The organism is Xanthomonas massiliensis, assembly GCF_900018785.1.
Classification (GTDB): Bacteria; Pseudomonadota; Gammaproteobacteria; order Xanthomonadales; family Xanthomonadaceae; genus Xanthomonas_B; species Xanthomonas_B massiliensis.
The window spans coordinates 935,944-957,098 of record NZ_FCOY01000007.1 but is presented as its reverse complement, the minus strand read 5'-3'; the positions used below and the strand labels follow the sequence as shown (position 1 = coordinate 957,098).

The 21,155-nt window shown below is 70.3% G+C and carries 15 protein-coding genes; 13 read left to right on the top strand and 2 right to left on the bottom strand.

The window, feature by feature from the left end:
* Positions 1 to 2: 2 nt before the first annotated feature.
* From BN3794_RS14360 to BN3794_RS14310, 11 genes are all read left to right on the top strand, one after another.
* A complete protein-coding gene (locus tag BN3794_RS14360; protein ID WP_066098355.1) occupies positions 3 to 1,100 on the top strand; it encodes a threonine aldolase family protein in 1,098 nt (365 codons plus the stop codon).
* Positions 1,101 to 1,715: 615 nt separating this feature from the next.
* Positions 1,716 to 5,438, top strand: a complete 3,723-nt coding sequence (locus BN3794_RS14355; RefSeq protein WP_160330933.1) for an isopeptide-forming domain-containing fimbrial protein — start codon at positions 1,716 to 1,718, stop codon at positions 5,436 to 5,438.
* A gap of 12 nt (positions 5,439 to 5,450) precedes the next feature.
* Entirely contained in the window at positions 5,451 to 9,134 is a 3,684-nt protein-coding gene (locus BN3794_RS14350; protein ID WP_066098352.1) for an outer membrane protein, read from the top strand.
* Positions 9,135 to 9,152: 18 nt separating this feature from the next.
* Entirely contained in the window at positions 9,153 to 10,913 is a 1,761-nt protein-coding gene (locus BN3794_RS16950; protein ID WP_066098350.1) for a prealbumin-like fold domain-containing protein, read from the top strand.
* Positions 10,914 to 11,178: 265 nt separating this feature from the next.
* Positions 11,179 to 13,815 (top strand): TonB-dependent receptor, encoded by a 2,637-nt coding sequence (locus BN3794_RS14340; protein WP_147675789.1) that lies wholly within the window; start codon positions 11,179 to 11,181, stop codon positions 13,813 to 13,815.
* 325 nt (positions 13,816 to 14,140) lie between these two features.
* Positions 14,141 to 14,728, top strand: coding sequence for an anthranilate synthase component II (locus BN3794_RS14335; RefSeq protein ID WP_066098345.1), 588 nt, complete (start codon positions 14,141 to 14,143; stop codon positions 14,726 to 14,728).
* Positions 14,725 to 15,372 carry a LysE family translocator gene (locus tag BN3794_RS14330; protein WP_066098342.1) on the top strand — a complete coding sequence of 216 codons (648 nt, stop codon included), beginning with the start codon at positions 14,725 to 14,727 and terminating at the stop codon, positions 15,370 to 15,372. The genes BN3794_RS14335 and BN3794_RS14330 overlap by 4 nt, the downstream gene beginning before the upstream one ends.
* Entirely contained in the window at positions 15,369 to 15,881 is a 513-nt protein-coding gene (locus BN3794_RS14325) for a DUF1543 domain-containing protein (protein ID WP_066098341.1), read from the top strand. The genes BN3794_RS14330 and BN3794_RS14325 overlap by 4 nt, the downstream gene beginning before the upstream one ends.
* A gap of 18 nt (positions 15,882 to 15,899) precedes the next feature.
* On the top strand, positions 15,900 to 16,940 hold the full coding sequence (gene trpD, locus BN3794_RS14320; protein ID WP_066098339.1) for an anthranilate phosphoribosyltransferase: 1,041 nt from the start codon (positions 15,900 to 15,902) through the stop codon (positions 16,938 to 16,940).
* 274 nt (positions 16,941 to 17,214) lie between these two features.
* Positions 17,215 to 18,012 (top strand): indole-3-glycerol phosphate synthase TrpC, encoded by a 798-nt coding sequence (trpC, locus tag BN3794_RS14315; RefSeq protein WP_066098337.1) that lies wholly within the window; start codon positions 17,215 to 17,217, stop codon positions 18,010 to 18,012.
* Positions 18,009 to 18,749 carry a haloacid dehalogenase-like hydrolase gene (locus BN3794_RS14310; protein WP_066098335.1) on the top strand — a complete coding sequence of 247 codons (741 nt, stop codon included), beginning with the start codon at positions 18,009 to 18,011 and terminating at the stop codon, positions 18,747 to 18,749. Before trpC ends, BN3794_RS14310 begins: the two co-directional genes overlap by 4 nt.
* A gap of 18 nt (positions 18,750 to 18,767) precedes the next feature.
* Here BN3794_RS14310 and BN3794_RS14305 read toward each other — a convergent pair whose 3' ends face one another.
* Both BN3794_RS14305 and crp read right to left on the bottom strand, forming a co-directional pair.
* Positions 18,768 to 18,992 (bottom strand): hypothetical protein, encoded by a 225-nt coding sequence (locus BN3794_RS14305; RefSeq protein ID WP_147675788.1) that lies wholly within the window; start codon positions 18,990 to 18,992, stop codon positions 18,768 to 18,770.
* Between the two features lie 30 nt (positions 18,993 to 19,022).
* Entirely contained in the window at positions 19,023 to 19,682 is a 660-nt protein-coding gene (gene crp / locus BN3794_RS14300; protein ID WP_066098333.1) for a cAMP-activated global transcriptional regulator CRP, read from the bottom strand.
* Between the two features lie 165 nt (positions 19,683 to 19,847).
* On the opposite strand from crp, the gene speD reads away from it, so the two are divergent.
* Together speD and sugE are read left to right on the top strand one after the other, a co-directional pair.
* Positions 19,848 to 20,642, top strand: a complete 795-nt coding sequence (gene speD / locus BN3794_RS14295; protein WP_066098331.1) for an adenosylmethionine decarboxylase — start codon at positions 19,848 to 19,850, stop codon at positions 20,640 to 20,642.
* Positions 20,643 to 20,775: 133 nt separating this feature from the next.
* Positions 20,776 to 21,090: a quaternary ammonium compound efflux SMR transporter SugE gene (gene sugE / locus BN3794_RS14290; RefSeq protein ID WP_066098329.1), complete on the top strand. Its 315-nt coding sequence runs from the start codon at positions 20,776 to 20,778 to the stop codon at positions 21,088 to 21,090.
* Positions 21,091 to 21,155: the final 65 nt, after the last annotated feature.

The following is a 21,155-nucleotide window of genomic DNA, read 5'->3' as shown; positions in this document are numbered from 1 at the left end:
CCATGTACGACAGCACTCCGCGCGCGTTCAAGCACGGCTTCCGCAACGACTACAGCGAGGGCGCGCACCCGCGCCTGCTGCAGGCCATCGCCGAGGCCGGCAGCCACCAGAACCGCGGCTACGGACGCGACGTGCACACCGAACGGGCGGCACAGCTGATCCGCCAGGCCTGCGCGCAACCGGCCGCCGACGTGCACCTGCTGGTCGGCGGCACCCAGACCAACCTGGTGGCGCTGGCCGCGTTCCTGCGCCCGCACCAGGCCGCCATCGCCGCGGCCACCGGCCATATCGCCACCCACGAGACCGGCGCCATCGAGGCCACCGGCCACAAGGTGGTGACGGTGCCGGCCACGGACGGCAAGCTGACCCCGGCGGCGATCGCGCCGGTGCTGGCCGAGCACGCCAGCGAGCACCTGGTGCAGCCGCGCCTGGTGTACGTCTCGCAGAGCACCGAGCTGGGCACGGTCTACTCGCGCGCCGAGCTGGCCGCGCTGGCGGCGTTCTGCCGCGATCACGGCCTGTTGCTGTACGTGGACGGCGCGCGCCTGGGTGCGGCGCTGGCCGCCGCCGGCAACGACCTGTCGCTGCCGGAACTGGCCGCGCTGGCCGACGCGTTCTACATCGGCGGCACCAAGAACGGCGCGCTGGTCGGCGAGGCGCTGGTGGTGGTGAACGAGGCGCTCAAGCCCGACCTGCGCTACCTGATCAAGCAGCGCGGCGCGCTGTTGGCCAAGGGCATGGTGCTGGGCGCGCAGTTCGCCGCGCTGTTCGAGCCGGGCGCGTCGGGCACGCCGCTGCTGCTGGAGCTGGCCGCGCATGCCGATGCGATGGCGATGCGCCTGCGCGACGGCCTGGCCGCGCTCGGTGTCGGGTTCCTGGTGGATTCGCCGACCAACCAGATCTTCCCGCTGTTGCCGGCCGCCACGGTCGCGGCGCTGGAGGTGCACTACGCGTTCGAGCGCTGGCAGGCGTGCGACGACGGCCGCGTGGCGATCCGCCTGGTGACCTCCTGGGCCACGCCGGCCGCGGCCGTGGAAGCCTTCCTCGCCGAGGCCGCCGCGGTGCTTGCGGCCTTGCCGCGCAGCGCCACCGCGCGCTGATCCCTGGCCGGCCCGCGACCTGCGGCCGGCCCCTCTTCCCCTTCTCCATGCAGCGAGCGCCGGCGGTGCCGGTGCGCGGCCGCCGTGCGCGTGTCACGACGTATGGCGAAGCGTGTCACCCGGTGGTGCCCGGGGCACATTTTGTGGCTTCGGGCAGTCGCTGCCATCGCGCCGGCAGGGCGCGAACGGGAGCCTTGGGAGCGCCCTAAAGCCTTGCCAGCATTGGCTTTTCGGGCCGATGGCGGGTGCGGCTGCGTGCCTCGGGTACGGCCCCGGCGCAGGCAAGTGTGGAAATTTTTGTGAACCACGTCTAACATCCCCGCCCAATTTGTAATGGGCATTGCAGTTCGTGTGTGACGGATTGCAAGAGATCACGCTTGCGGTTGCAGCTGTTCCACGGGATCCCCAGGGGGATTCGGGGCGGCGCAACGGGGACGGCGGCCAGACCGCCGAAGACAGGGGAACGCCGTGTTCGGGGACAATTGGAATTTCTTCAAGGCCTTGGCTTTGGGCCTTTTCGTGGCTGCGGGCGCCTGCGCGACGCCCGCGATGGCGGCCACGACGATCGTCAACAGGGCCTCTGTCGCCCCGCCAAGCGGGGTGGTCGACCCCCAGATGGGCAACAACGAAGGCCAGGCCAGCGTCACGGTCGGGCCGGCGGTGACCTACAGCAAGAGCGCCAACCCGGCGACGGGCACGGCGGTGCACGTGGGTGACGCGATCACCTACACGCTGAAGGTGACGGTGGCCAACGCGGCCACGCTGAGCCCGGTGGTGCTGACCGACACGCTGGGTGCGGGCCTGCAGTTCGAGGCGGTGACCTCGGCCGGCGCGTTCACGGCGGCGACCGGCGGCAACCCGCTGACGTTCACGCTGCCGGCGGGTACCGCGGCGGGCAGCTACACGCTGAGCTACACCGCCAAGGTGACCGAGGCGGCCGGGGCGACGGTGGGCAACGCGGTGACCGCCACGGGCGGCAACGACCCGGCCGATCCGTCGAACCCGCTGCCGGCCTGCGATGCGTCGGGCAGCTGCGACACCAGCCATCCGGTGGCCAAGCCGACGGTGGAAGTGAGCAAGAGCGCGAACCCGGCCTCGGGCACGGCGGTGACGGTGGGCGAGCAGCTGACCTACACGCTGAAGGTGAAGGTGAGCAATGCGCCGACGCTGAGCGCGGTGGTGGTGACGGACACGCTGGGCACGGGCCTGAGCCTGGGCACGGTGACGGCGCCGGACTTCACCTGCACGGCGGCCAACCCGCTGAGCTGCACGCTGGCGGCGGGCAAGGCCGTGGGCGAGTACACGGTGAGCTACACGGCGACGGTGACGGCCGATGCGACGACCTCGGTGAAGAACCAGGTGGTGGCCACGGGCGGTACGGTGCCGGGCACGGACCCGACCTGCACGATGTGCTCGACCGAGCACCCGGTCAACAAGCCGGCGGTGACCTACAGCAAGAGCGCCAACCCGGCGACGGGCACGGCGGTGCACGTGGGTGACGCGATCACCTACACGCTGAAGGTGACGGTGGCCAACGCGGCCACGCTGAGCCCGGTGGTGCTGACCGACACGCTGGGTGCGGGCCTGCAGTTCGAGGCGGTGACCTCGGCCGGCGCGTTCACGGCGGCGACCGGCGGCAACCCGCTGACGTTCACGCTGCCGGCAGGCACCGCGGCGGGCAGCTACACGCTGAGCTACACCGCCAAGGTGACCGAGGCGGCCGGGGCGACGGTGGGCAACGCGGTGACCGCCACGGGCGGCAACGACCCGGCCGATCCGTCGAACCCGCTGCCGGCCTGCGATGCGTCGGGCAGCTGCGACACCAGCCATCCGGTGGCCAAGCCGACGGTGGAAGTGAGCAAGAGCGCGAACCCGGCCTCGGGCACGGCGGTGACGGTGGGCGAGCAGCTGACCTACACGCTGAAGGTGAAGGTGAGCAATGCGCCGACGCTGAGCGCGGTGGTGGTGACGGACACGCTGGGCACGGGCCTGAGCCTGGGCACGGTGACGGCGCCGGACTTCACCTGCACGGCGGCCAACCCGCTGAGCTGCACGCTGGCGGCGGGCAAGGCCGTGGGCGAGTACACGGTGAGCTACACGGCGACGGTGACGGCCGATGCGACCACCTCGGTGAAGAACCAGGTGGTGGCCACGGGCGGCGCGGTGCCGGGCACGGACCCGACCTGCACGACGTGCGCGACCGAGCACCCGGTCAACAAGCCGGTGGTGAGCGTGGGCAAGGCCTCCAATCCGGGGACCGGTGCCGAGGTCCACGTCGGCGATGTGATCGACTACACGCTGACGGTGGACGTGGGCAATGCGGCCACGCTGAGCCCGGTGGTGCTGACCGATACGCCGAGCACGGGCCTGACCGTGACCGCGCTGCCCGCCGGCTGTGCCAGCTCGGGCGCGGGCCTGGTGTGCACGCTGCCTGCCGGCAGTGCCCCGGGCCGCTATGCCTTCACCTACCAGGCCACGGTCAATGCCGACGCCGTGGGCCACATCGACAACGTGGTGGTGCCGGCCTATTCCGGCAGCACGGTGCCCGGCGTGCCGGACCCGACCTGCCAGACCTGCTCGACCGACCACACGGTGGCCGACAGCGCGGCCCTGCGCATCACTAAGACCGCCGGCAGCAGCACGGTCAAGATCGGCGACCTGGTGCGCTACACCCTGACCGTGGAGAACGTGGGCGACACCAACGTGGTCGACGCCACGGTGATCGACACGCCGGCGCAGGGCTTCACCTACGTGTCCGGCTCGATGTCGGTGGCCGACAGCGACGGTGCCTTCACCCTGGCGTCCAGCCAGACCCCGCTGCGCATCGGCGGCATCGACATCCCGGTCGGGCGTTCGGCGACGATCGTGTACCTGCTGCGCGTGGGTGCCGGCGTGAGCGCGGGCGTGCACGTCAACCAGGCCCTGGCGACCGACAGCTCGGGCAATACCGTCTCCAACGTCGCCACCGCCCAGGTCACCCTGGACCGCGACCCGCTGCTCGACGACAGTCTGATCTTCGGCACGGTGTTCGACGATCGCGACGGCGACGGCTGGCAGGACAGCGCCGAGATGACCGGCGTGCAGGTGCAGGGCGGCTTCGCGCCGGAGGCCTACGTGGCCAATTCCACCACGGTGGATCGCGGCCGCGGCCCGCAGCCGGAAGCCGACGCCAGCTCGCCGATGCTGCACGGGATCAAGATCGGCCCGGTCGCCGGACGCCAGTCCGAGGCCGACCCGGCCGCCGCCCACGCGGTGGTGATCCGGCAGACGCTGCGCGAGCTGGCGTTCACCGACGACTTCGTGCTGACCAGCCGCCAGGGCGTGACCGTGCACATGGATGCGGCGGGCAACACCCGGGTGGAGCGCAGCGGCGATGCGGCGCGCGGCCTGACCGCGGCCGATCCCAAGGTGGAGCGGCGCGTGTCGCGCTCGGAAGCCGGCTACGTGGTGGACTACGTGGTCACCAACGACGGCATCGACGAGCGCGGCATCCCGGGCGTGCGCGTGGCCTCGGTCGAAGGCCTGCTGATGGAGACCGACCAGTTCGGGCGCTTCCATGTCGCCGACATTTCCGGCGGCGACTGGGGCCATGGCCGCAACTTCATCCTGAAGGTGGATCCGGCCACGTTGCCCAAGGGTGCGACGTTCACCACGCCCAACCCGCTGGTGCGCCGGATCACCCCCGGCCTGCCGGTCCGCTTCGACTTCGGCGTGCGGCTGCCGGTGGTGCGCCTGGAGGGCGGCCGCCAGCAGGTGGAACTGGAGCTGGGCCAGGTGATCTTCGCCCCGGGCAGCGCCGAGGTCGGCGAGACCTACCTGCCGGCGATCCAGGCGATGGCCGACCAGGTCGAGCGCTACCGCGGGGGCGAGGTGGTGATCGCCGCCGACGGCGACAGCCAGGCCCTGGCGCTCGCCCGCGCCGGCGCGGTCCGCGACGTCCTGATGAAGAAGGTCACGCCGGAGGCGGCCGCCGGCCTGGCGGTCACGCTGCGCACCGACGTGCGCGACCCGCATTCGCTGGTCGCCGGCGAGGACGCCAGCGGCCTGCTGCTGGGGACGGTGCTGTTCGACACCGACAAGGCCGCCATCCGGCCCGAGTTCGACGGCCTGCTGGACCAGGTGGCCAGACGCCTGGAAGCCATGGGCGGCGGGGTGGTGTCCATCGTCGGCCATACCGATGTCAGGGGCTCGCACGACTACAACGCCCGTCTCGGGCTGCGGCGCGCCAATGCGGTCTACGAAGCGCTTCGCGGGCGGCTGAGCCCGGAAGTCAGGGGGAAAGTGCGTGTGCAATCCAGTAGTGATCCGACGGTTCCTGTCGGCCTTGGGGACAAGTGAGGAGGCCGACCGATGAAGAAGAAACTGCTCGATAGCGCCCTGCTCGGCGTCCTCTACGGTGTCGTGGCCTCCGCCCAGGCGCAGTCGCCCGCGGCGCCCGCCGCAGCCGATGCCGCCACGGCCGAGGTGAAGTGCCAGGACGATGCCTGCCGTACCGACGACGGCAGCCTGCTGTTCCAGCTGCGCACGCGCAGCTACGACGAGCCGGTCACCCACGGCACGTCCGCCGCCTCCGGCTCGGCCGCGCTGCAGCCGGACCGGCGCGTCAGCGTCGCCCTGGATGCACCGGGCAAGGCGGTGGCCACCGGCAAGTTCCAGATCCAGCTGCCCGGCGGCGGCGTGATCTGGGCGACCGAGGACCCCGACCTGGGCACGCCGGAACTGACCATCAGCGGTCCGTCGATGGTGGCCTTCGACGGCACCCGCATCGTCGAGCCGCTGCAGTTCTACGTGCGCAGCAACTACGCGGCGTTCATCGACCACTACGAGCTGTCGGTCTACCGCTCCAGCGATGCCGACCTGGTCTCGCCGGTGGCCACGATGCGGCTGCCGGCCGACTCGGTCACCGACTACAAGTGGGACGGCGCGCTGCAGTCCAACCTGCGCCTGCGCACCGGCGACGAGCTGGTCTACGTGCTGCGCGCCTACGACGCCGGCGGCAACTACGACGAGACCTACAGCCGCAGCGTCCAGCTGGTCACCCCGGCGCAGGCCAAGCGCGGCACCGAACAGCTGCGCGACAGCGTGGAAAAGTCCCTGGGCACCGCGCTCAGCAGCGAGGACGCCACCACCCAGTCGCTGATCGCCGACGCGTTCTCGGGCAACGGGCTGCGCCTGCAGAACATCCCGGTCTACGGCTCGCGCATCCGCATCACCGGCCGCAACATCCCCGACGGCTACGGGCTCAGGATCAACGGCGAGTCCTACCCGGTGGACCTGGAGCGCAAGTTCGTCGCCGAGTACATGGAGCCGATCGGCAGGCACGTGTTCGACATCGAGGCACAGCAGGGCGGTACCGGCCCGGTGGTGCGCGAGCAGCTCGAGGTCGACGTGAGCGGACGCTACTTCTTCGGCGTCGGCCTGGCCGATGTCACCGTCTACCAGAACAAGGCCACCGGCAAGGGCCAGGACCTGGCCTACGCCGGGCGCGACGACGACATCCTCAGCGATGGCCGGCTGGCCTTCTACGTCAAGGGCAAGGCGTCGGGCAAGTACCTGATCACCGCCCAGGCCGACACCCAGAACCGGCCGCTGGACGAGCTGTTCTCCGGCTTCAGCCGGGCCGACCCGACCGACGTGTTCCGCACCCTCGACCCGGACCTGTACTACCCCACCTATGGCGACGATTCGACCACCACGCGCGACGTGGATACCCAGGGTCGCTTCTACGTGCGCGTGGACTGGGACAAGAACCAGGCGCTGTGGGGCAACTTCAGCACCGGCATCACCGACAGCGAGTACGGCCAGTACGTGCGTTCGCTGTACGGCGGCGCGCTGAGCTGGCGTTCGCGCGCGGCCAATGCCTGGGGCGACCCGGTCAGCCAGCTGCGCGTGTTCGGCTCTCAGGCCGAAAGCGCGCCGGGCCACAGCGAGTTCATCGGCACCGGCGGCAGCCTGTACTACCTGCGCCACACCGAGATCCTGTCCGGCTCGGACGAGGTGGTGCTGGAAGTGCGCGACACCACCACCGGCCGCACCCAGACGCGGGTGGCGCTGGTGCGTGGCGTGGACTACGAGATCGACGCCATCCAGGGCCGCATCCTGCTGACCCGCCCGCTGTCGCAGATCACCCGCGAGAACCTGCCCTCGATCACCCGCGACGCGCCGCTGTCCGGCTACGAGCAGCGCCTGATCGTGGACTACGAGTGGGTGCCGACCACCTTCGACAACAACAACCTGACCGCCGGCATCCGCGCCAAGCAGTGGCTCGGCGACCACGTCGGCGTCGGCGTGACCTGGGTGGACGAGGGCCGCGAAGGCGAGGACTACTCGCTCAAGTCCGCCGACCTGACCTTGCGCGCCGGCAAGGGCACCTACCTGAAGGTCGAGCACAGCGAGAGCAAGGCCACCGCGGTGCCGGTGTTCTTCTCCGACAACGGCGGCCTGAGCTTCGTGCGCCAGAACGCCGACGGCCCGCGCAAGGGCGATGCCAACGCGGTGGAGGCCAAGGCCAACTTCAAGGAGCTGGGCCTGACCGACGACGACCTCAGCGTGGCCGCCTGGTGGCGCCACGTGGATGCCGGCTTCTCGGTCTCGCGCGACGACATGGGCCAGGACGTGGAGGAGTACGGCGCGGAGATGCTCGGCCGTTTCGGCGAGACCTTCACCACCTACGCGCGCTTCAGCCGTGCCGAGCGCGGCGACGAGCGCCTGACCCAGGCCCAGGTCACCGGCGAGTGGCGGCTGACCGATGCCGACACCCTGGCCGCCGAAGTGCGTCGCGTGGAGGAGGAACGCACCACGGGCGACGCCACCGGCGTGCTCGGCGCGCTGCGCTACACCCGCCGCATCGGCACCTCCCTGGATGCCTACGGCGTGGTCCAGAAGACCCTCGACGACGACCACGGCCGCTACCGCGACAACGACCTGTACACGCTGGGCGCGCAGTACAACTTCGCCAACCTGTCCACGCTGGGCGCGGAGGTCTCCGACGGCGACCGCGGCCATGCCGCCCAGGTCAGCAGCGAGTACCGGCTGACGCCGCAGCACAGCCTGTACGGCAGCTACACCTATTCCACCGACACCACCTGGTACGACCCGCTGTTCAACAGCTCGGCCAACAACGGCTGGACGATGGGCCAGCGCTGGCGCCTGTCCGACCAGGTCAACATGTACAACGAGAGCCAGTTCCTGAAGGAGAACCAGGAATCCGGCCTGGCCCACACCTTCGGCATGGACTTCTATCCGGCCGTGGGCTGGAACACCGGCTTCACCCTGTCCGACGGCGAGCTCACCGACACCGACGGCGGCGTGGTGCACCGGCGCGCGGTCAGCCTCAGCGGCGGGCGCACCTCCTCGATCGCCGACTGGCAGAGCAAGATCGAGTGGCGCAAGGACACCGGGGCCGAGCGCCGTACCCAGTGGGTGTCGACCAACCGCCTCAGCTACAAGGTCAACGACAGCTGGCGCCTGGCCGGTCGCTTCAACTACTCGCGCACCCGCGACGAGATCAACGCCGCCGACGGCGCCAAGTTCATCGAGAGCAACGTCGGCTTCGCCTACCGTCCGTGGAACAGCTCACGCTGGGGCCTGTTCGGCCGCTACACCTATCTCTACGACCTGGCGACGACCGGGCAGGAAGGCGGGGCGCAGTACGACCAGAAGACCCAGGTGCTGTCGTTCGAGGGCGTGTACCGGATCAACGACCGCTGGGAGACCTCGGGCAAGCTGGCGCTGCGCCGCGGCGAGATGCGCTACGGGCGCGGGGAGGGCCAGTGGTTCGACTCGGCCACCCACTTCGCCGCCACGCAGGTACGCTACGAAGTGCTGTTCAACTGGCACGCCATGGCCGAGTATCGCTGGCTGGATGTCAAGGACGGCGGCACCAAGCAGGGCTGGATGGTGGGCGTCGACCGCGACATCACCTCCAACCTGCGCCTGGGTGCGGGCTACAACTTCACCCAGTTCAGCGACGACCTGACCGATTTCGACTACGACCACAAGGGTTGGTTCATCAACTTTGTGGGCAGCTATTGAGTGGGGACTTTCATGGCAATGCGATATCTCACCGTCGGCCGGTGCCGGCTGTACCGTCTTGGCCTGGCGCTGGCGACGCTGGCCTCCGTGCTACTGCCCGGCGTGGCGGCGGCGCAGGTGCGTTGGGAGGATTACCGTGGGACCTACGGTGTTGCTTCCGACAGCAACTACATCGGACCGGCCGGCAAGCCCAGGTTCGTCAATTTCCCCAATGGCGGGGCGATGGCGCCGTTTCGCGCCCTGACCGCCGACCCGTCCAACGCCGTGCGCACCGGTACCAGTGCCGATATCGACTTTCGCCAGGCGGCGGCCGATACCCTCTGTGACGATACTACTTCCGGTGGGGCAACCAGCCAGGCCTGCCTCTACCAGGCCCAGGGGCGCATCGCCTACGCGCTGATCCAGTTCCCGCAGGCCGGCTCCTACACGCTGTCGGCGGCGCACGACGACAACCTGGTCGTGGAGCTGTCCGACCAGTACTCCAATACCGATTACCGCAACGCGGTCTACGGCATCCCGGTGGGCGCCCTGGCGGCTTGGACGGCCAACGAGAACACCTACGAGACCATCGGCACGTTCTCCGCTGCCAACGCCAATAGCTGTGCCTTGATCCGGGTCTATTGGACCAACCAGAATGGCATCAACCATAACCGCCTGCGCTGGACGACGCCGGCCGGCACCACCGAGATCATCCCGTCCTCGGCCTTCCGCGATCCGGCGCTGGTGACCAGCTCGGTCGGGTGCAACGGCTCGGTGGACGGCAACGGCACCTCCATCACCCTGAACAAGGTGATCGGCTCGCCGCGGTTGAACTCCAGCGACCAGTTCACGGTCGAGATCGGCACCACCACGGCCGCCGGCACGGTGCGCTCGGCGACCACCGCCGGCTCCGGTACCGGCCAGCAGGCCAGCACCGGCGCCTATCCGGCCGCGACCGGCACCACGTACTACCTGCGCGACGTGATGGCTTCCGGCAGCGTTTCCACCATCGGTGCGTATACGGCCACCATCGCCTGTACCCGCAACGGGGTGGCATTCACGCCGACCTCGACGGGCTCGACCACGGCCCCGGGCTGGAGCGTGACCCCGGCCGCGAACGACAAGATCGCCTGCACCATCACCAATGCCGCCGCGAACGCGCCCCCGACCGTGACCGTCAGGAAGGTCAGCCTGGGCGGTGTCGGCACGTTCGACTTCAGCGGCAGCAACGGTATCGGCAGCCACGCCATCACCACCACCACCGCCGGCGCGCCGGCCACCGGCACCACCTACACGCTGACCGATGCCGCCGCGGCCACCACGATCACCGAGGCCGCGCCTTCCGCCGGCTTCCAGCTGACTGCGGCCACCTGCACGGGCATGGGCACCGGCGGCACGGCCACCCCCGACCTGGTCAACCGCACGGTGACGCTGGATGCGGCGGCGACGGCGGCCGGCAACGCGATCGTGTGCACGTTCACCAATACCGCGCAGGCGGACCTTTCGCTGTCCAAGACCGTCACCCCGACGAGCGCGGCGGTCGGCCAGACGGTGACCTACACCCTGACCGCGGCGAATGCCGGCCCGGCCGCGGCCGACGGGGCCACGATCACCGACCCGGCGGTGACCGGGCTGAACTGCGCGGGCGCCACGCCGACCTGCAGCAGTTCCGGCGGCGCGAGCTGCCCCTCGCCGCTGACCGCCGCCCAGCTGCAGGGATCGGGCGCCGTGGTGCCTGTCTTCCCGGTGGGTGGCCAGGTGGTCATTGGCCTGCAATGCACGGTGACCGGCACACCCTGACCGGCGCGGCCAACCCGGCAGCCCCCTTCGGGCGTCATCGGCATGGCCGGTGGCGCCCGTTTTCTGGCGCCATCGCAGGGTGCAAGGCTGGCGCGTGGCACTACCTGCGTGCCATGGCCGGTTCCGTCCCGTCAGGATCGATGGCTTCCCCGCTTTCAGGGCGACAGGCGGGCGGGGTTCCGGGGGATAATGTCCGCCCATGGTGGTCGGCCGCCTCGTGCAGGGGCATTGTCAACGCCGTGTCGCTCCGTACGTTGCTGGTGGCATGAAATTCCATCGATCCCTATTCGTGCTCGCGTTGGCCACCGGCACGGCGCACGCCCAGCAGGCCACGGCCCAGGCAGCCTCGTCCGCGCAGAACGACAGCGGGGATGCCTCTTCTTCCATCAGCACCCTCGACGAGGTGAAGGTCACCGCGAGCCGGGTCGGGAGCGAGCCCGGGGCCGCCATCGGCACGATCCGGCCGGAAGTGCAGCTGGGGCGCATGGAAGTGCAGAGTTATGGCGCGTCCACCGTGGAGGAGCTGCTCGGCCTGATCGCACCGATGACCACGAGCGACAGCGGCGATTCGACGCCGATCGTGCTGCTCAACGGCAAGCGCATTTCCGGCATGCAGGAAATCAAGGACATCCCCACCGAGGCGATCCGCCGCGTCGACGTGCTGCCGGAGGAGGAAGCCCTGCTGTATGGCTATCCGCCCAACCAGAAAGTGGTGAACGTGGTGCTGGTGCCGCGCTTCAACCGCTACACCGCGCAACTCGACGGCAGCGAACCGAGCGCCGGCGGCATGGAAACCGGCGTCGCCGATCTCGATCGCTTCATCCTGCACGACGATGATCGCCTCAACCTCGACCTGAAATACACCGCCAACGCGATGCTGACCGAGGACGAGCGCGACATCGCGACCGTGCCGGTGATGCCCGGCTACGACACACAGGCGGAACACCCGTTGGACCCGCGCGCGGTGCGCAGCCTCGGCAACGCCAATCACGCCGTGGACGGCAACGCGGTATGGAGCAGGGAGCTGGGCGGGCGCACCTCGCTGGCCCTGAACTACACCGGCAACCTCAACGGCAGCGATGGCGCGCGCGGTTATGCCGGCACGGCCCTGACCGTGCCGGCGGACGATCCGTTCGCGCAGTCCGCCGCCGACCAGACCGTGTACCGCTACGTGCCGGTGGCGTTGCGCCAGCATGCCAGGGGCTGGAGCAGTCGTTTCGGCGGCACGCTCAACCATGATTTCGACAGCGCCTGGCATCTTTCGGTGGTGGGCTACTGGAACCGCAGCGGCAGCCGCACCGTCACCGATGCCGGCGTGGACAAGAGTGCCGCGCAGGCATTGCTGGATGCCGGCGATCCGGGGTTCGATCCCTACGGCCTGCTGACCGGGGCCATGTTCCCGCGCAACGCGCCGAACATCGCCACCTCGACCACCGACACCAAGAATCTGCAGGTGCTGGTGCATGGCACGCTGCTGACGTTGCCGGCCGGCGATGCGATCGTCAGCCTGGGCCTGGCCGATACCCACAGCCGCATCGACAACGTCGCACGCATGGGCGGCCAGCGGCGCGTCGCCGACTTCGACCGCAACGATGCCAACGCGACCGCGAGCATCGAATTGCCGTTGACCAGCCGCAGCCAGGACGTGCTCGGCATGCTCGGCGATCTGTCGCTCAACGCGCATGCCCTGGTCGACCATCTTTCCGATTACGGCCAGGACATGCGCCGCTGGGGCTATGGCCTGCGCTGGTCGCCGCTTGCGCGGCTCACCTTCACCGCCAACGTCGACACCGGCAGGACCGCGCCGACGCCGGCCCAGTTGGCCAACCCGGTCATTACCAGCACCGGTACGCGCGTGTTCGATTACGCCACCGGGCAAACCGTCAGCGTCACGTCGATCAGCGGCGGCAATCCCGATCTGCTGGCCAGCAACCAGCACCGTTTCCGCACCGGCATCAGCTTCAAGCCCTTCGATCAGCGGCGGCTGTCCATCATCGTCAATTACACCGACACCGACACGCGCGACCCGATCAGCAGCCTGCCGCCGGCCACGGCCGCGCTGCAGGCGGCATTGAGCGATCGCTACCTCACCGACGACGACGGCAACCTGGTGGAAGTGGACAACCGCCCGCTCAATTTCGCCGAGGAGAAACGCCGGCAATTGCGCTTCGGGTTCAACGACGCGCATTCGGTCGATGGTTTCTTCAGCAGCGCTTCGTCGCCGTCGGACACGACGCGCGGCAATTTCCGGTCGCGCAGCGGTGGCAACGGTACCGGCAGCGACACCGGCGGCGCGGGCGGCGATGCCCCGCCGCCGGACCAGGCGCGCGGGGGCCAGGGAGACGGCGGTGGTGGCGGCGATCGCGGTTTTGGCGGCGGCGCGCGCGGCGCCGGTGGCGCGATGCCGCCATCGCTGATGCATGGGCAGATCGTGTGGTCGCTGTACGACACCGTGGTGTTTTCCGACCGCGTCCTCGTGCGCGACGGCATGCCGTGGCTGGACCTGCTGGGCGGCGATGCGATCGGCAGCGGCGGTGGCGTGGCGCGCCACCAGATCGATGGCAGCATCGCCTATACGCGCATGACGTACGGGGTGAGGCTCGGCTTCACCTCGCGCAGCGGCACGCGCACGGAAGGCGGCGCGGTCGATGCCGGCGACCTGGATTTTTCCGGGCTGACGACGTTCAACCTGCGGGTGTTCGCCAACTTCAACCGCACCCAGCTGGCGCACGACCATCCGTGGTTGCGCGGCACGCGCGTGACCCTGACGGTCAACAACCTGTTCGACAGGCGCGTGAAGGTCGTCGACGGCACCGGCGCCGTGCCCGCGAGCTACCAGCCGGATCTGCTCGACCCGATCGGCCGCTTGATCACGTTGAGCCTGCGCAAGCAGTTCCAGTAGGCCGCCGCGTCCGTCGCGGCGCCGCGTCGGCACGGGAGCCGCGATGTTGCCCGCTCCCGTGACAGGGACTGTCCGCGGTGCAGGCGGGCCGGCAATGCCTGCCGAAGCGGGGACGCCCAGGCGCGGGCGGGACGTGCCTGCCGCTCCGGGAACGGGCCGCGGGCCAATCGCCGGGTCCGCCCCCATCCATACGTGCGAGAATCGCAGCTCCGGCGCCGCGTCCTTCCCGCCGCCGGGGTACCGGAAGACAGTGCGGGTGCCCATGCGCGCATGGAACCCGGCTGGGACGGTCGAAGCCTTTTGGAAACAAGCAGATAGGCCTTGTATGCTGTTGATGATCGACAACTACGACAGCTTCACCTTCAACCTCGTGCAGTACCTGCAGCAGCTCGGCGCGGAGGTGAAGGTGGTGCGCAACGATGCGCTCACCGTGGAGGAGATCGCGGCACTGGCGCCCGAGCGCATCGTCGTCTCGCCCGGCCCGGGCACGCCCGACGAGGCCGGCGTATCGCTGCAGGTGATCGAGCGCCTCGGCCCGGCCATCCCGATCCTCGGCGTATGCCTGGGCCACCAGGCCATCGGCCAGGTGTACGGCGGCCAGGTGGTCCGCGCCGACACCATCATGCATGGCAAGACCTCGCCGGTCCGGCACGAAGGCAAGGGCGTGTTCGCCGGCCTGCCCGACGGCTATACCGCCACCCGCTACCACTCGCTGGTGGTGGACAAGGCCTCGCTGCCCGATGCGCTGGAGGTCACCGCCTGGACCGAGAACCCGGACGGATCGGTCGAGCAGATCATGGGCCTGCGCCACCGCCAGTACCCGGTGGAAGGCGTGCAGTTCCATCCCGAGTCGATCCTGACCGAGCACGGCCACGCGCTGCTGAAGAATTTCCTGGAAGGGCCGGTGCGGTGATCGCGGCGGGGCCGCTCGCGCTGTTCGTGCTGGCCGGCTGGCTGCTCAACCTGACGCCCGGGCCGGACGTGCTGTACGTGGTCGGCCAGTCGCTGCGCCACGGCCGCCGCGCCGGCCTGGTGGCGGTGGCCGGCATCGCCGCCGGCTGCCTGGTCCACGTGGCGGTGGCCGCGCTCGGCCTGGGCGCGCTGCTGGCGGCCTCGGCGACTGCGTTCAACCTGGTCAAGTGGCTGGGCGCGGCGTACCTGCTGTGGATCGGCGTGCGCCTGCTGCGGGCGCCGGCCGGCGTGGCCGCACTGGCCGGAACGGCCGCCGCTGCGGTACCGGCAGCCTCGCCGGGCAAGGTGTTCGCCGGCGGCTTCCTGACCAATGTGCTCAACCCCAAGGTGGTGCTGTTCTTCCTCGCCTTCCTGCCGCAGTTCATCGCGCCGGATACGCCGCACAAGTCGCTGGCCTTCGCCGCGCTCGGTGTGCTGTTCACGGTCAACGCGCTGCCGGTCAACGCCGGCTACGCGCTGCTGGCCGACCGGGCGCGGCGCAGCGCGTGGATCGCACGCGGGATGCACTGGCTGGACCGCCTGGCCGGGGTGATGTTCGTCGGCTTCGGCGTGCGCCTGGCCCTGGCCGCCCGGCCCGCGCCATGAGCGGCGAGGGCGCCCGGCTGTTCGTGGTGATGCTGGGCGGGCGCCATGCCCGTGCCCACGTGGAAGTGCACGACGTGGTGTTCGCCGTCGGCGCCACCCTGGCCGACACCCACGCCCAGCTGCGCGCGCAATGGTTCGGCGCGCCGCGCGGGCTGCACATCGATTCCTGGCTGGAGGTCGACGGGGTGGAGGACTGGCAGGTGCGCGTGGCCGACACCCCCGCGCCGGCCGGCGGCCCGCGCCTGTTCTTCGTCAACCTCGGCGGCTACGCGCCCGGCGTGTTCGGCGAGGCCCACCGCTACCGGCTGGTGGTGGCCGCCGACGCCGACGAGGCCAAGCGCAAGGGCAAGGCCCAGGCCGATGCGCGCTGGTTCAAGCCGCACAAGGACGCCCTGCTCGAGGTCGACGACTGCCTGCCCGTCACCGCGGCGGGCGGGCGCCACATCCATCTTTCGGCCGGTCCGCATGCCGGCATCCGCCAGGGCAGCGATTACCTCGTCCTGGCCTGAATCCGGAGGTCCCCCCCCATGCCCATCACCCCGCAGGAAGCCCTGCAGCGCGCCATCGAACACCGCGAGATCTTCCACGACGAGATGGTCGACCTGATGCGCCAGATCATGCGCGGCGAGGTATCGCCGCTGATGACCGCGGCCATCCTCACCGGCCTGCGGGTCAAGAAGGAGACCGTCGGCGAGATCGCCGGCGCCGCCGAGGTGATGCGCGAGTTCTCGCGCAAGGTCGAGGTCGCCGACCGCCGCCACCTGGTAGACATCGTCGGTACCGGCGGCGACGGCGCGCAGACCTTCAACATCTCCACCTGCGCGATGTTCGTGGTCGCCGCGGCCGGCGGGCGCGTGGCCAAGCACGGCAACCGCAGCGTGTCCTCCCGCTCCGGCAGCGCCGACGCGGTGGAGGCGCTGGGCGCGGTGGTGGACCTGCAGCCCGGGCAGGTGGCGCAGGCGATCGCGCGCACCGGCATCGGCTTCATGTATGCGCCGGTGCACCATCCGGCGATGAAGGTGGTCGCGCCGGTGCGCCGCGAGATGGGCGTGCGCACGCTGTTCAACATCCTCGGCCCGCTCACCAACCCGGCCGGCGCGCCGAGCATCCTGATGGGCGTGTTCCACCCGGACCTGGTCGGCATCCAGGCGCGCGTGCTGCAGCGCATGGGCGCCGAGCGCGCCCTGGTGGTGTGGGGCCGCGACGGCATGGACGAGCTCTCGCTGGGCGCGTCCACGCTGGTCGGCGAGCTGCGCGACGGCCAGGTGCGCGAATACGACCTGCATCCGGAGGACTTCGGCATCGCCATGTCCGCCAGCCGCAACCTGCGGGTCGCCGATCCGGCCGAATCCAGGGCGATGCTGCTGGACGTGCTCGCCGACCGGCCCGGCCCGGCGCGCGACATCGTCGTGCTCAACGCCGGCGCCGCGCTGTACGTGGCCGGCGTGGCCGACAGCGTCGCCGCCGGCATCGAACTGGCGCGCGCGGCCATCGCCGACGGGCGCGCGCGCGCCAAGCTCGACGAGTACGTCGCCTGCACCCGTGCCTTGGCGCAGCCGGCGGCGTGAATCGCGTGATCGCCGGGCACTGCCCTGGCGCGTGCCGGCCTTCGCGCCTGCGCGCGGCGGGCGTGCGTTCCGCGGCGCCGGCGACGGCGCCTGCACCGGCGGGCAGCGGGATGCCGCACCGGCACGCGGCGGCGATGCCCGAGCCGGTTCCGGGGGACACCGGCGCGGCGTGGCGGCGCCTTGCGCGAAGCGTGTCCGCGGCCCCGGATGAAGGCGGCACGGCGCACGCGTGCCAGAATGGGCGGGTCCGTTCGTGGTCCGTCCGCCTGCCGCAATGACCGATATCCTGCACAAGATCCTGACCCGCAAGGCCGAGGAGGTCGCCGCCCGCCGTGCCCGCGTGCCGCTGGACGAGCTCCGGGCGCGCAGCGCCGATGCCTCGCCGCCGCGCGGCTTCGCCGCCGCCCTGCGCGAGCGCATCGCCGACGGCGAGGCGGCGGTGATCGCCGAGGTCAAGAAGGCCAGCCCGTCCAAGGGCGTGATCCGCCCGGAGTTCCATCCGGCCGATATCGCGGTGAGCTACGAGTTCGGCGGTGCCGCCTGCCTGTCGGTGCTGACCGACGTGGATTTCTTCCAGGGCGCCGATGCCTACCTGCAGGCCGCGCGCGAGGCCTGCACGCTGCCGGTGCTGCGCAAGGACTTCACCATCGATCCGTACCAGGTGTACGAGGCCCGCACCCTGGGAGCGGACTGCATCCTGCTGATCGTGGCCGCGCTGGACGACGTCCAGCTGGCCGACCTGTCCGGGCTGGCGCTGGAGCTGGACATGGACGTGCTGGTGGAGGTGCACGACATCGACGAGCTCGAGCGCGCCCTGCAGGTGCCGGCGCCGCTGCTGGGCATCAACAACCGCAACCTGCGCACCTTCCAGGTCTCGCTGGACACCACCCTGTCGATGAAGGACGCGGTGCCGCGCGATCGCGTGCTGGTCACCGAGAGCGGCATCCTCGGCCCGGTCGACGTGCAGCGCATGCGCAGCCAGGGCGTCAATGCCTTCCTGGTCGGCGAGGCCTTCATGCGCGCCGAGGAGCCCGGCGAGGCGCTGCGCGAGCTGTTCCAGTCCGGCGCATGAGCGGGCCGTACCCGACCCCGGCCGCCGACGCGCCGCTGGTGGTGTTCGATTTCGACCACACCCTCTACGACGGCGATTCCGGCAGCCACCTGTTCGCCTGGATGCTCGCGCGCAACCCGCTGCGCCTGCTGGTGGCGTTGTTGCTCACGCCGCTGCTGGGGCCGCTGGTGGCGTTCCTGCCCACGCGCCGCTACGGCATTTCCGGCTACGTGTGGATCGCCAGCTTCGGCATGCGCTACCGGCGCGAGTTCAACCGCGTCATCGACCAGTACGTGCTCACCCACGAAGCCGGCATCCGCCGCCGCCTGCTGCCGGTGGCGCTGGCGGTGCTCAGGCGCCACCGCGCCGCCGGCGACCGCGTGGTGGTGGCCACCGGCGCGCCGCCGGAACTGGCGCGGGCGATCCTGGGCTTCGTGGCCGAGCAGGACGTGCCGGTGATCGGCAGCCAGGTGGGGCCCGCGTTCGGCGCGGTGGTGGCCCGCCGCCACTGCCACAGCGAGGAGAAGATGCGCATGCTGCGCGAACGCGGCTACGGCGACATCGCCGTGGCCTATTCCGACAGCACCGCGGACCTGCCGCTGCTGCTGGCCGCGGCCGCGCCGGTGGTGGTCAACCCCAAGCGCTCGCGCGAGGCCTTCTTCCGCCAGGTGCTGCCGCCGGGCACGCCGCTCCTCAACTGGGGCTGCGCCGATCGCGGCGGCGCGCCGCCGGCCGCGACCTCCGCGCCGGCCCCCTGAGCGCGACCGGTACGATCGTCAGGCCGCCGGCCAGGCCGTGGCCAGGCGATGCAGCACCAGCGCGCCGCCGGCGAACACGAACACGATGCCGGCCAGCAGCCAGGCCAGCGCCAGCCAGGCCAGCGCGCCGCCGGCGCGGCCCTCACGCTGGCGGCGCTTGAGCGGGCGCCACAGCAGCAGGCCGCCGCCCAGCCACAGCAGCGGCAAGGCGATCAGCGCGGCGACGGCGACGGCGTCATTCACCGGCACCGTCCCGGCGCCCGGTCGCCCGCCTCAGCGGGTGCCATACAGCACCAGGGTCTTGCCGCGCGCGTGCAGCACGCCGTCGGCCTGCAGCTTCTTGAGCACGCGCCCGGCCATCTCGCGCGAGCAGCCGACCAGGCGGGCGATCTCCTGGCGGGAGATGCGCAGCTGGGTGCCCTGCGGGTGGGTCATCGCCTCCGGCTCGCGCGCCAGGTCGTGCAGGGTGCGCACGATGCGGTCGGTCACGTCCAGGAACGCCAGCCGGCTGGCCTTGCGGCTGGTGGACATCAGCCGGCGCGAGAGCTGCACGCCGATCGCGTAGAGCAGCTTGGCGGCATCGCCGGCCAGCGGCCCCTGGAACAGCTGGTTGAGGCGCTCGTAGCTGATCTCGGCCAGCTCGCAGACCGTGCGCGTGCGCAGGATCACCTCGCGCTCGCCGGTGGCCACGAACAGGCCCATCTCGCCGACGAACTCGCCGGGGCCGTAGTAGCCCAGCACCAGTTCGCGGTCCTCGTTTTCCTCGGCGATGATGCTGACCGAGCCGCTGATCACGTAATAGAGGGTGCTGGCCGGATCGCCGGGGCGGAACACGTCGGCGCGCGCCGGGTAGCGGCGGCGGTGGCTGTGCAGAAGGAAGCGGTCGATGGTGGACGCTTCCAGGGCGAGCGGGCTGGCGGCGGCACCGCGCATGGCCGGCAGCAGGGGGGAAAGCCCGGGTTTGATCATGATCGTGGTCGGATCCTGAAACTTAACGGTTGGGACGCTGCCACGCCGCGGCCGCGCCCGGGCCTTCACCGCCGGGGCGCCGATTGGCGCATAATTGCACGTTACCCATCTCCCCTGAGGACAGGCCCCGTGGTCAAGCCATTGCCTCGCCTGAGGTTGCAAGGTTTCAACAACCTCACCAAGGCGTTGAGCTTCAACATCTATGATGTCTGTTATGCGCGTACCGAGGAAGAGCGTCAGCGATATATCGAGTATATCGATGAACAGTACGATGCGGACCGCCTGACGCAGATCCTGACGGACGTGGCCGAGATCATCGGCGCCAACATCCTCAACATCGCGCGCCAGGACTACGACCCGCAGGGCGCGTCGGTGACCATCCTCATCTCCGAGGAACCGGTGATCGACAAGAAGCAGGCCGGCAAGGAGCTGATCTCCGACGCGGTGGTGGCGCACATGGACAAGAGCCACATCACCGTGCACACCTATCCGGAGACCCATCCGCAGGAGGGCATCGCCACGTTCCGCGCCGACATCGACGTGGCCACGTGCGGGGTGATCTCGCCGCTGAAGGCGCTGAACTACCTGATCGAGAGTCTGGAATCGGACATCGTGATCATGGACTACCGGATCCGCGGCTTCACCCGCGACGTGAAGGGCAAGAAGCACTTCATCGACCACAAGATCAACTCGATCCAGAACTTCCTGGCCAAGAACATCAAGTCGCGCTACGAGATGATCGACGTCAACGTCTACCAGGAGAACATCTTCCACACCAAGATGCACCTGAAGGACTTCGACCTGGACCAGTACCTGTTCGAGGAGAAGGCCAAGAACCTGTCCTTCAAGGAGCGCATGAAGATCGAGGCGCTGCTCAAGCGCGAGATCGAGGAACTGTTCCACGGGCGCAACCTGGTGGAGTGATCCCGGCGCCGCCTGCGGGCGGCAGCCATGGCGGGACGACCCGCCCTGCGGCCGGCGCCGCAGCCCGTCGCCGACGGCGGCCCGGTGCGAAAGCGCCGGGCCGCTTCCGTTTCACGAGGAGGAAGCAAGACACATGGCCTGGATCTACCTGATGCTCGCCGGCGCGTTCGAGATCGTGTTCGCCCTGTCGCTCAAGTACAGCCAGGGCTTCACCCGGCTGTGGCCCAGCCTGGCCACCGTGGCCGGCGCGGCCGCCAGCCTGTGGCTGCTCACCCGCGCCATGGGTCGCATCCCGATCGGCACGGCCTATGCGGTCTGGACCGGGATCGGGGCGCTGGGCATCGCCACGCTGGGCATCGTGCTGTTCGGCGAGAGCGCCTCGCCGATGCGGCTGGCCTGCATCGGGCTGATCGTGGCCGGCGTGATCGGCCTGAAGCTGGCGTCGTAGCCGATCCGGCGGCGTGCGCCTGCCCCGAAGCCTGCCGGGCGAGCGCCGCGCCCCCGGGCCCCGGC

Excerpts from the sequence above, each read along its gene's own strand:
- BN3794_RS14355 (WP_160330933.1), top strand. The coding sequence starts at position 1,716 with ATGGGCAACAACGAAGGCCAGGCCAGCGTCACGGTCGGGCCGGCGGTG.
- sugE (WP_066098329.1), top strand. The coding sequence starts at position 20,776 with ATGGCCTGGATCTACCTGATGCTCGCCGGCGCGTTCGAGATCGTGTTC.
- trpC (WP_066098337.1), top strand. The coding sequence starts at position 17,215 with ATGACCGATATCCTGCACAAGATCCTGACCCGCAAGGCCGAGGAGGTC.
- BN3794_RS14360 (WP_066098355.1), top strand. The coding sequence starts at position 3 with ATGTACGACAGCACTCCGCGCGCGTTCAAGCACGGCTTCCGCAACGAC.
- BN3794_RS14325 (WP_066098341.1), top strand. The coding sequence starts at position 15,369 with ATGAGCGGCGAGGGCGCCCGGCTGTTCGTGGTGATGCTGGGCGGGCGC.
- BN3794_RS14340 (WP_147675789.1), top strand. The coding sequence starts at position 11,179 with ATGAAATTCCATCGATCCCTATTCGTGCTCGCGTTGGCCACCGGCACG.
- BN3794_RS14310 (WP_066098335.1), top strand. The coding sequence starts at position 18,009 with ATGAGCGGGCCGTACCCGACCCCGGCCGCCGACGCGCCGCTGGTGGTG.
- BN3794_RS14350 (WP_066098352.1), top strand. The coding sequence starts at position 5,451 with ATGAAGAAGAAACTGCTCGATAGCGCCCTGCTCGGCGTCCTCTACGGT.
- BN3794_RS14335 (WP_066098345.1), top strand. The coding sequence starts at position 14,141 with ATGCTGTTGATGATCGACAACTACGACAGCTTCACCTTCAACCTCGTG.
- trpD (WP_066098339.1), top strand. The coding sequence starts at position 15,900 with ATGCCCATCACCCCGCAGGAAGCCCTGCAGCGCGCCATCGAACACCGC.
- crp (WP_066098333.1), bottom strand. The coding sequence starts at position 19,682 with ATGCGCGGTGCCGCCGCCAGCCCGCTCGCCCTGGAAGCGTCCACCATC.
- BN3794_RS16950 (WP_066098350.1), top strand. The coding sequence starts at position 9,153 with ATGCGATATCTCACCGTCGGCCGGTGCCGGCTGTACCGTCTTGGCCTG.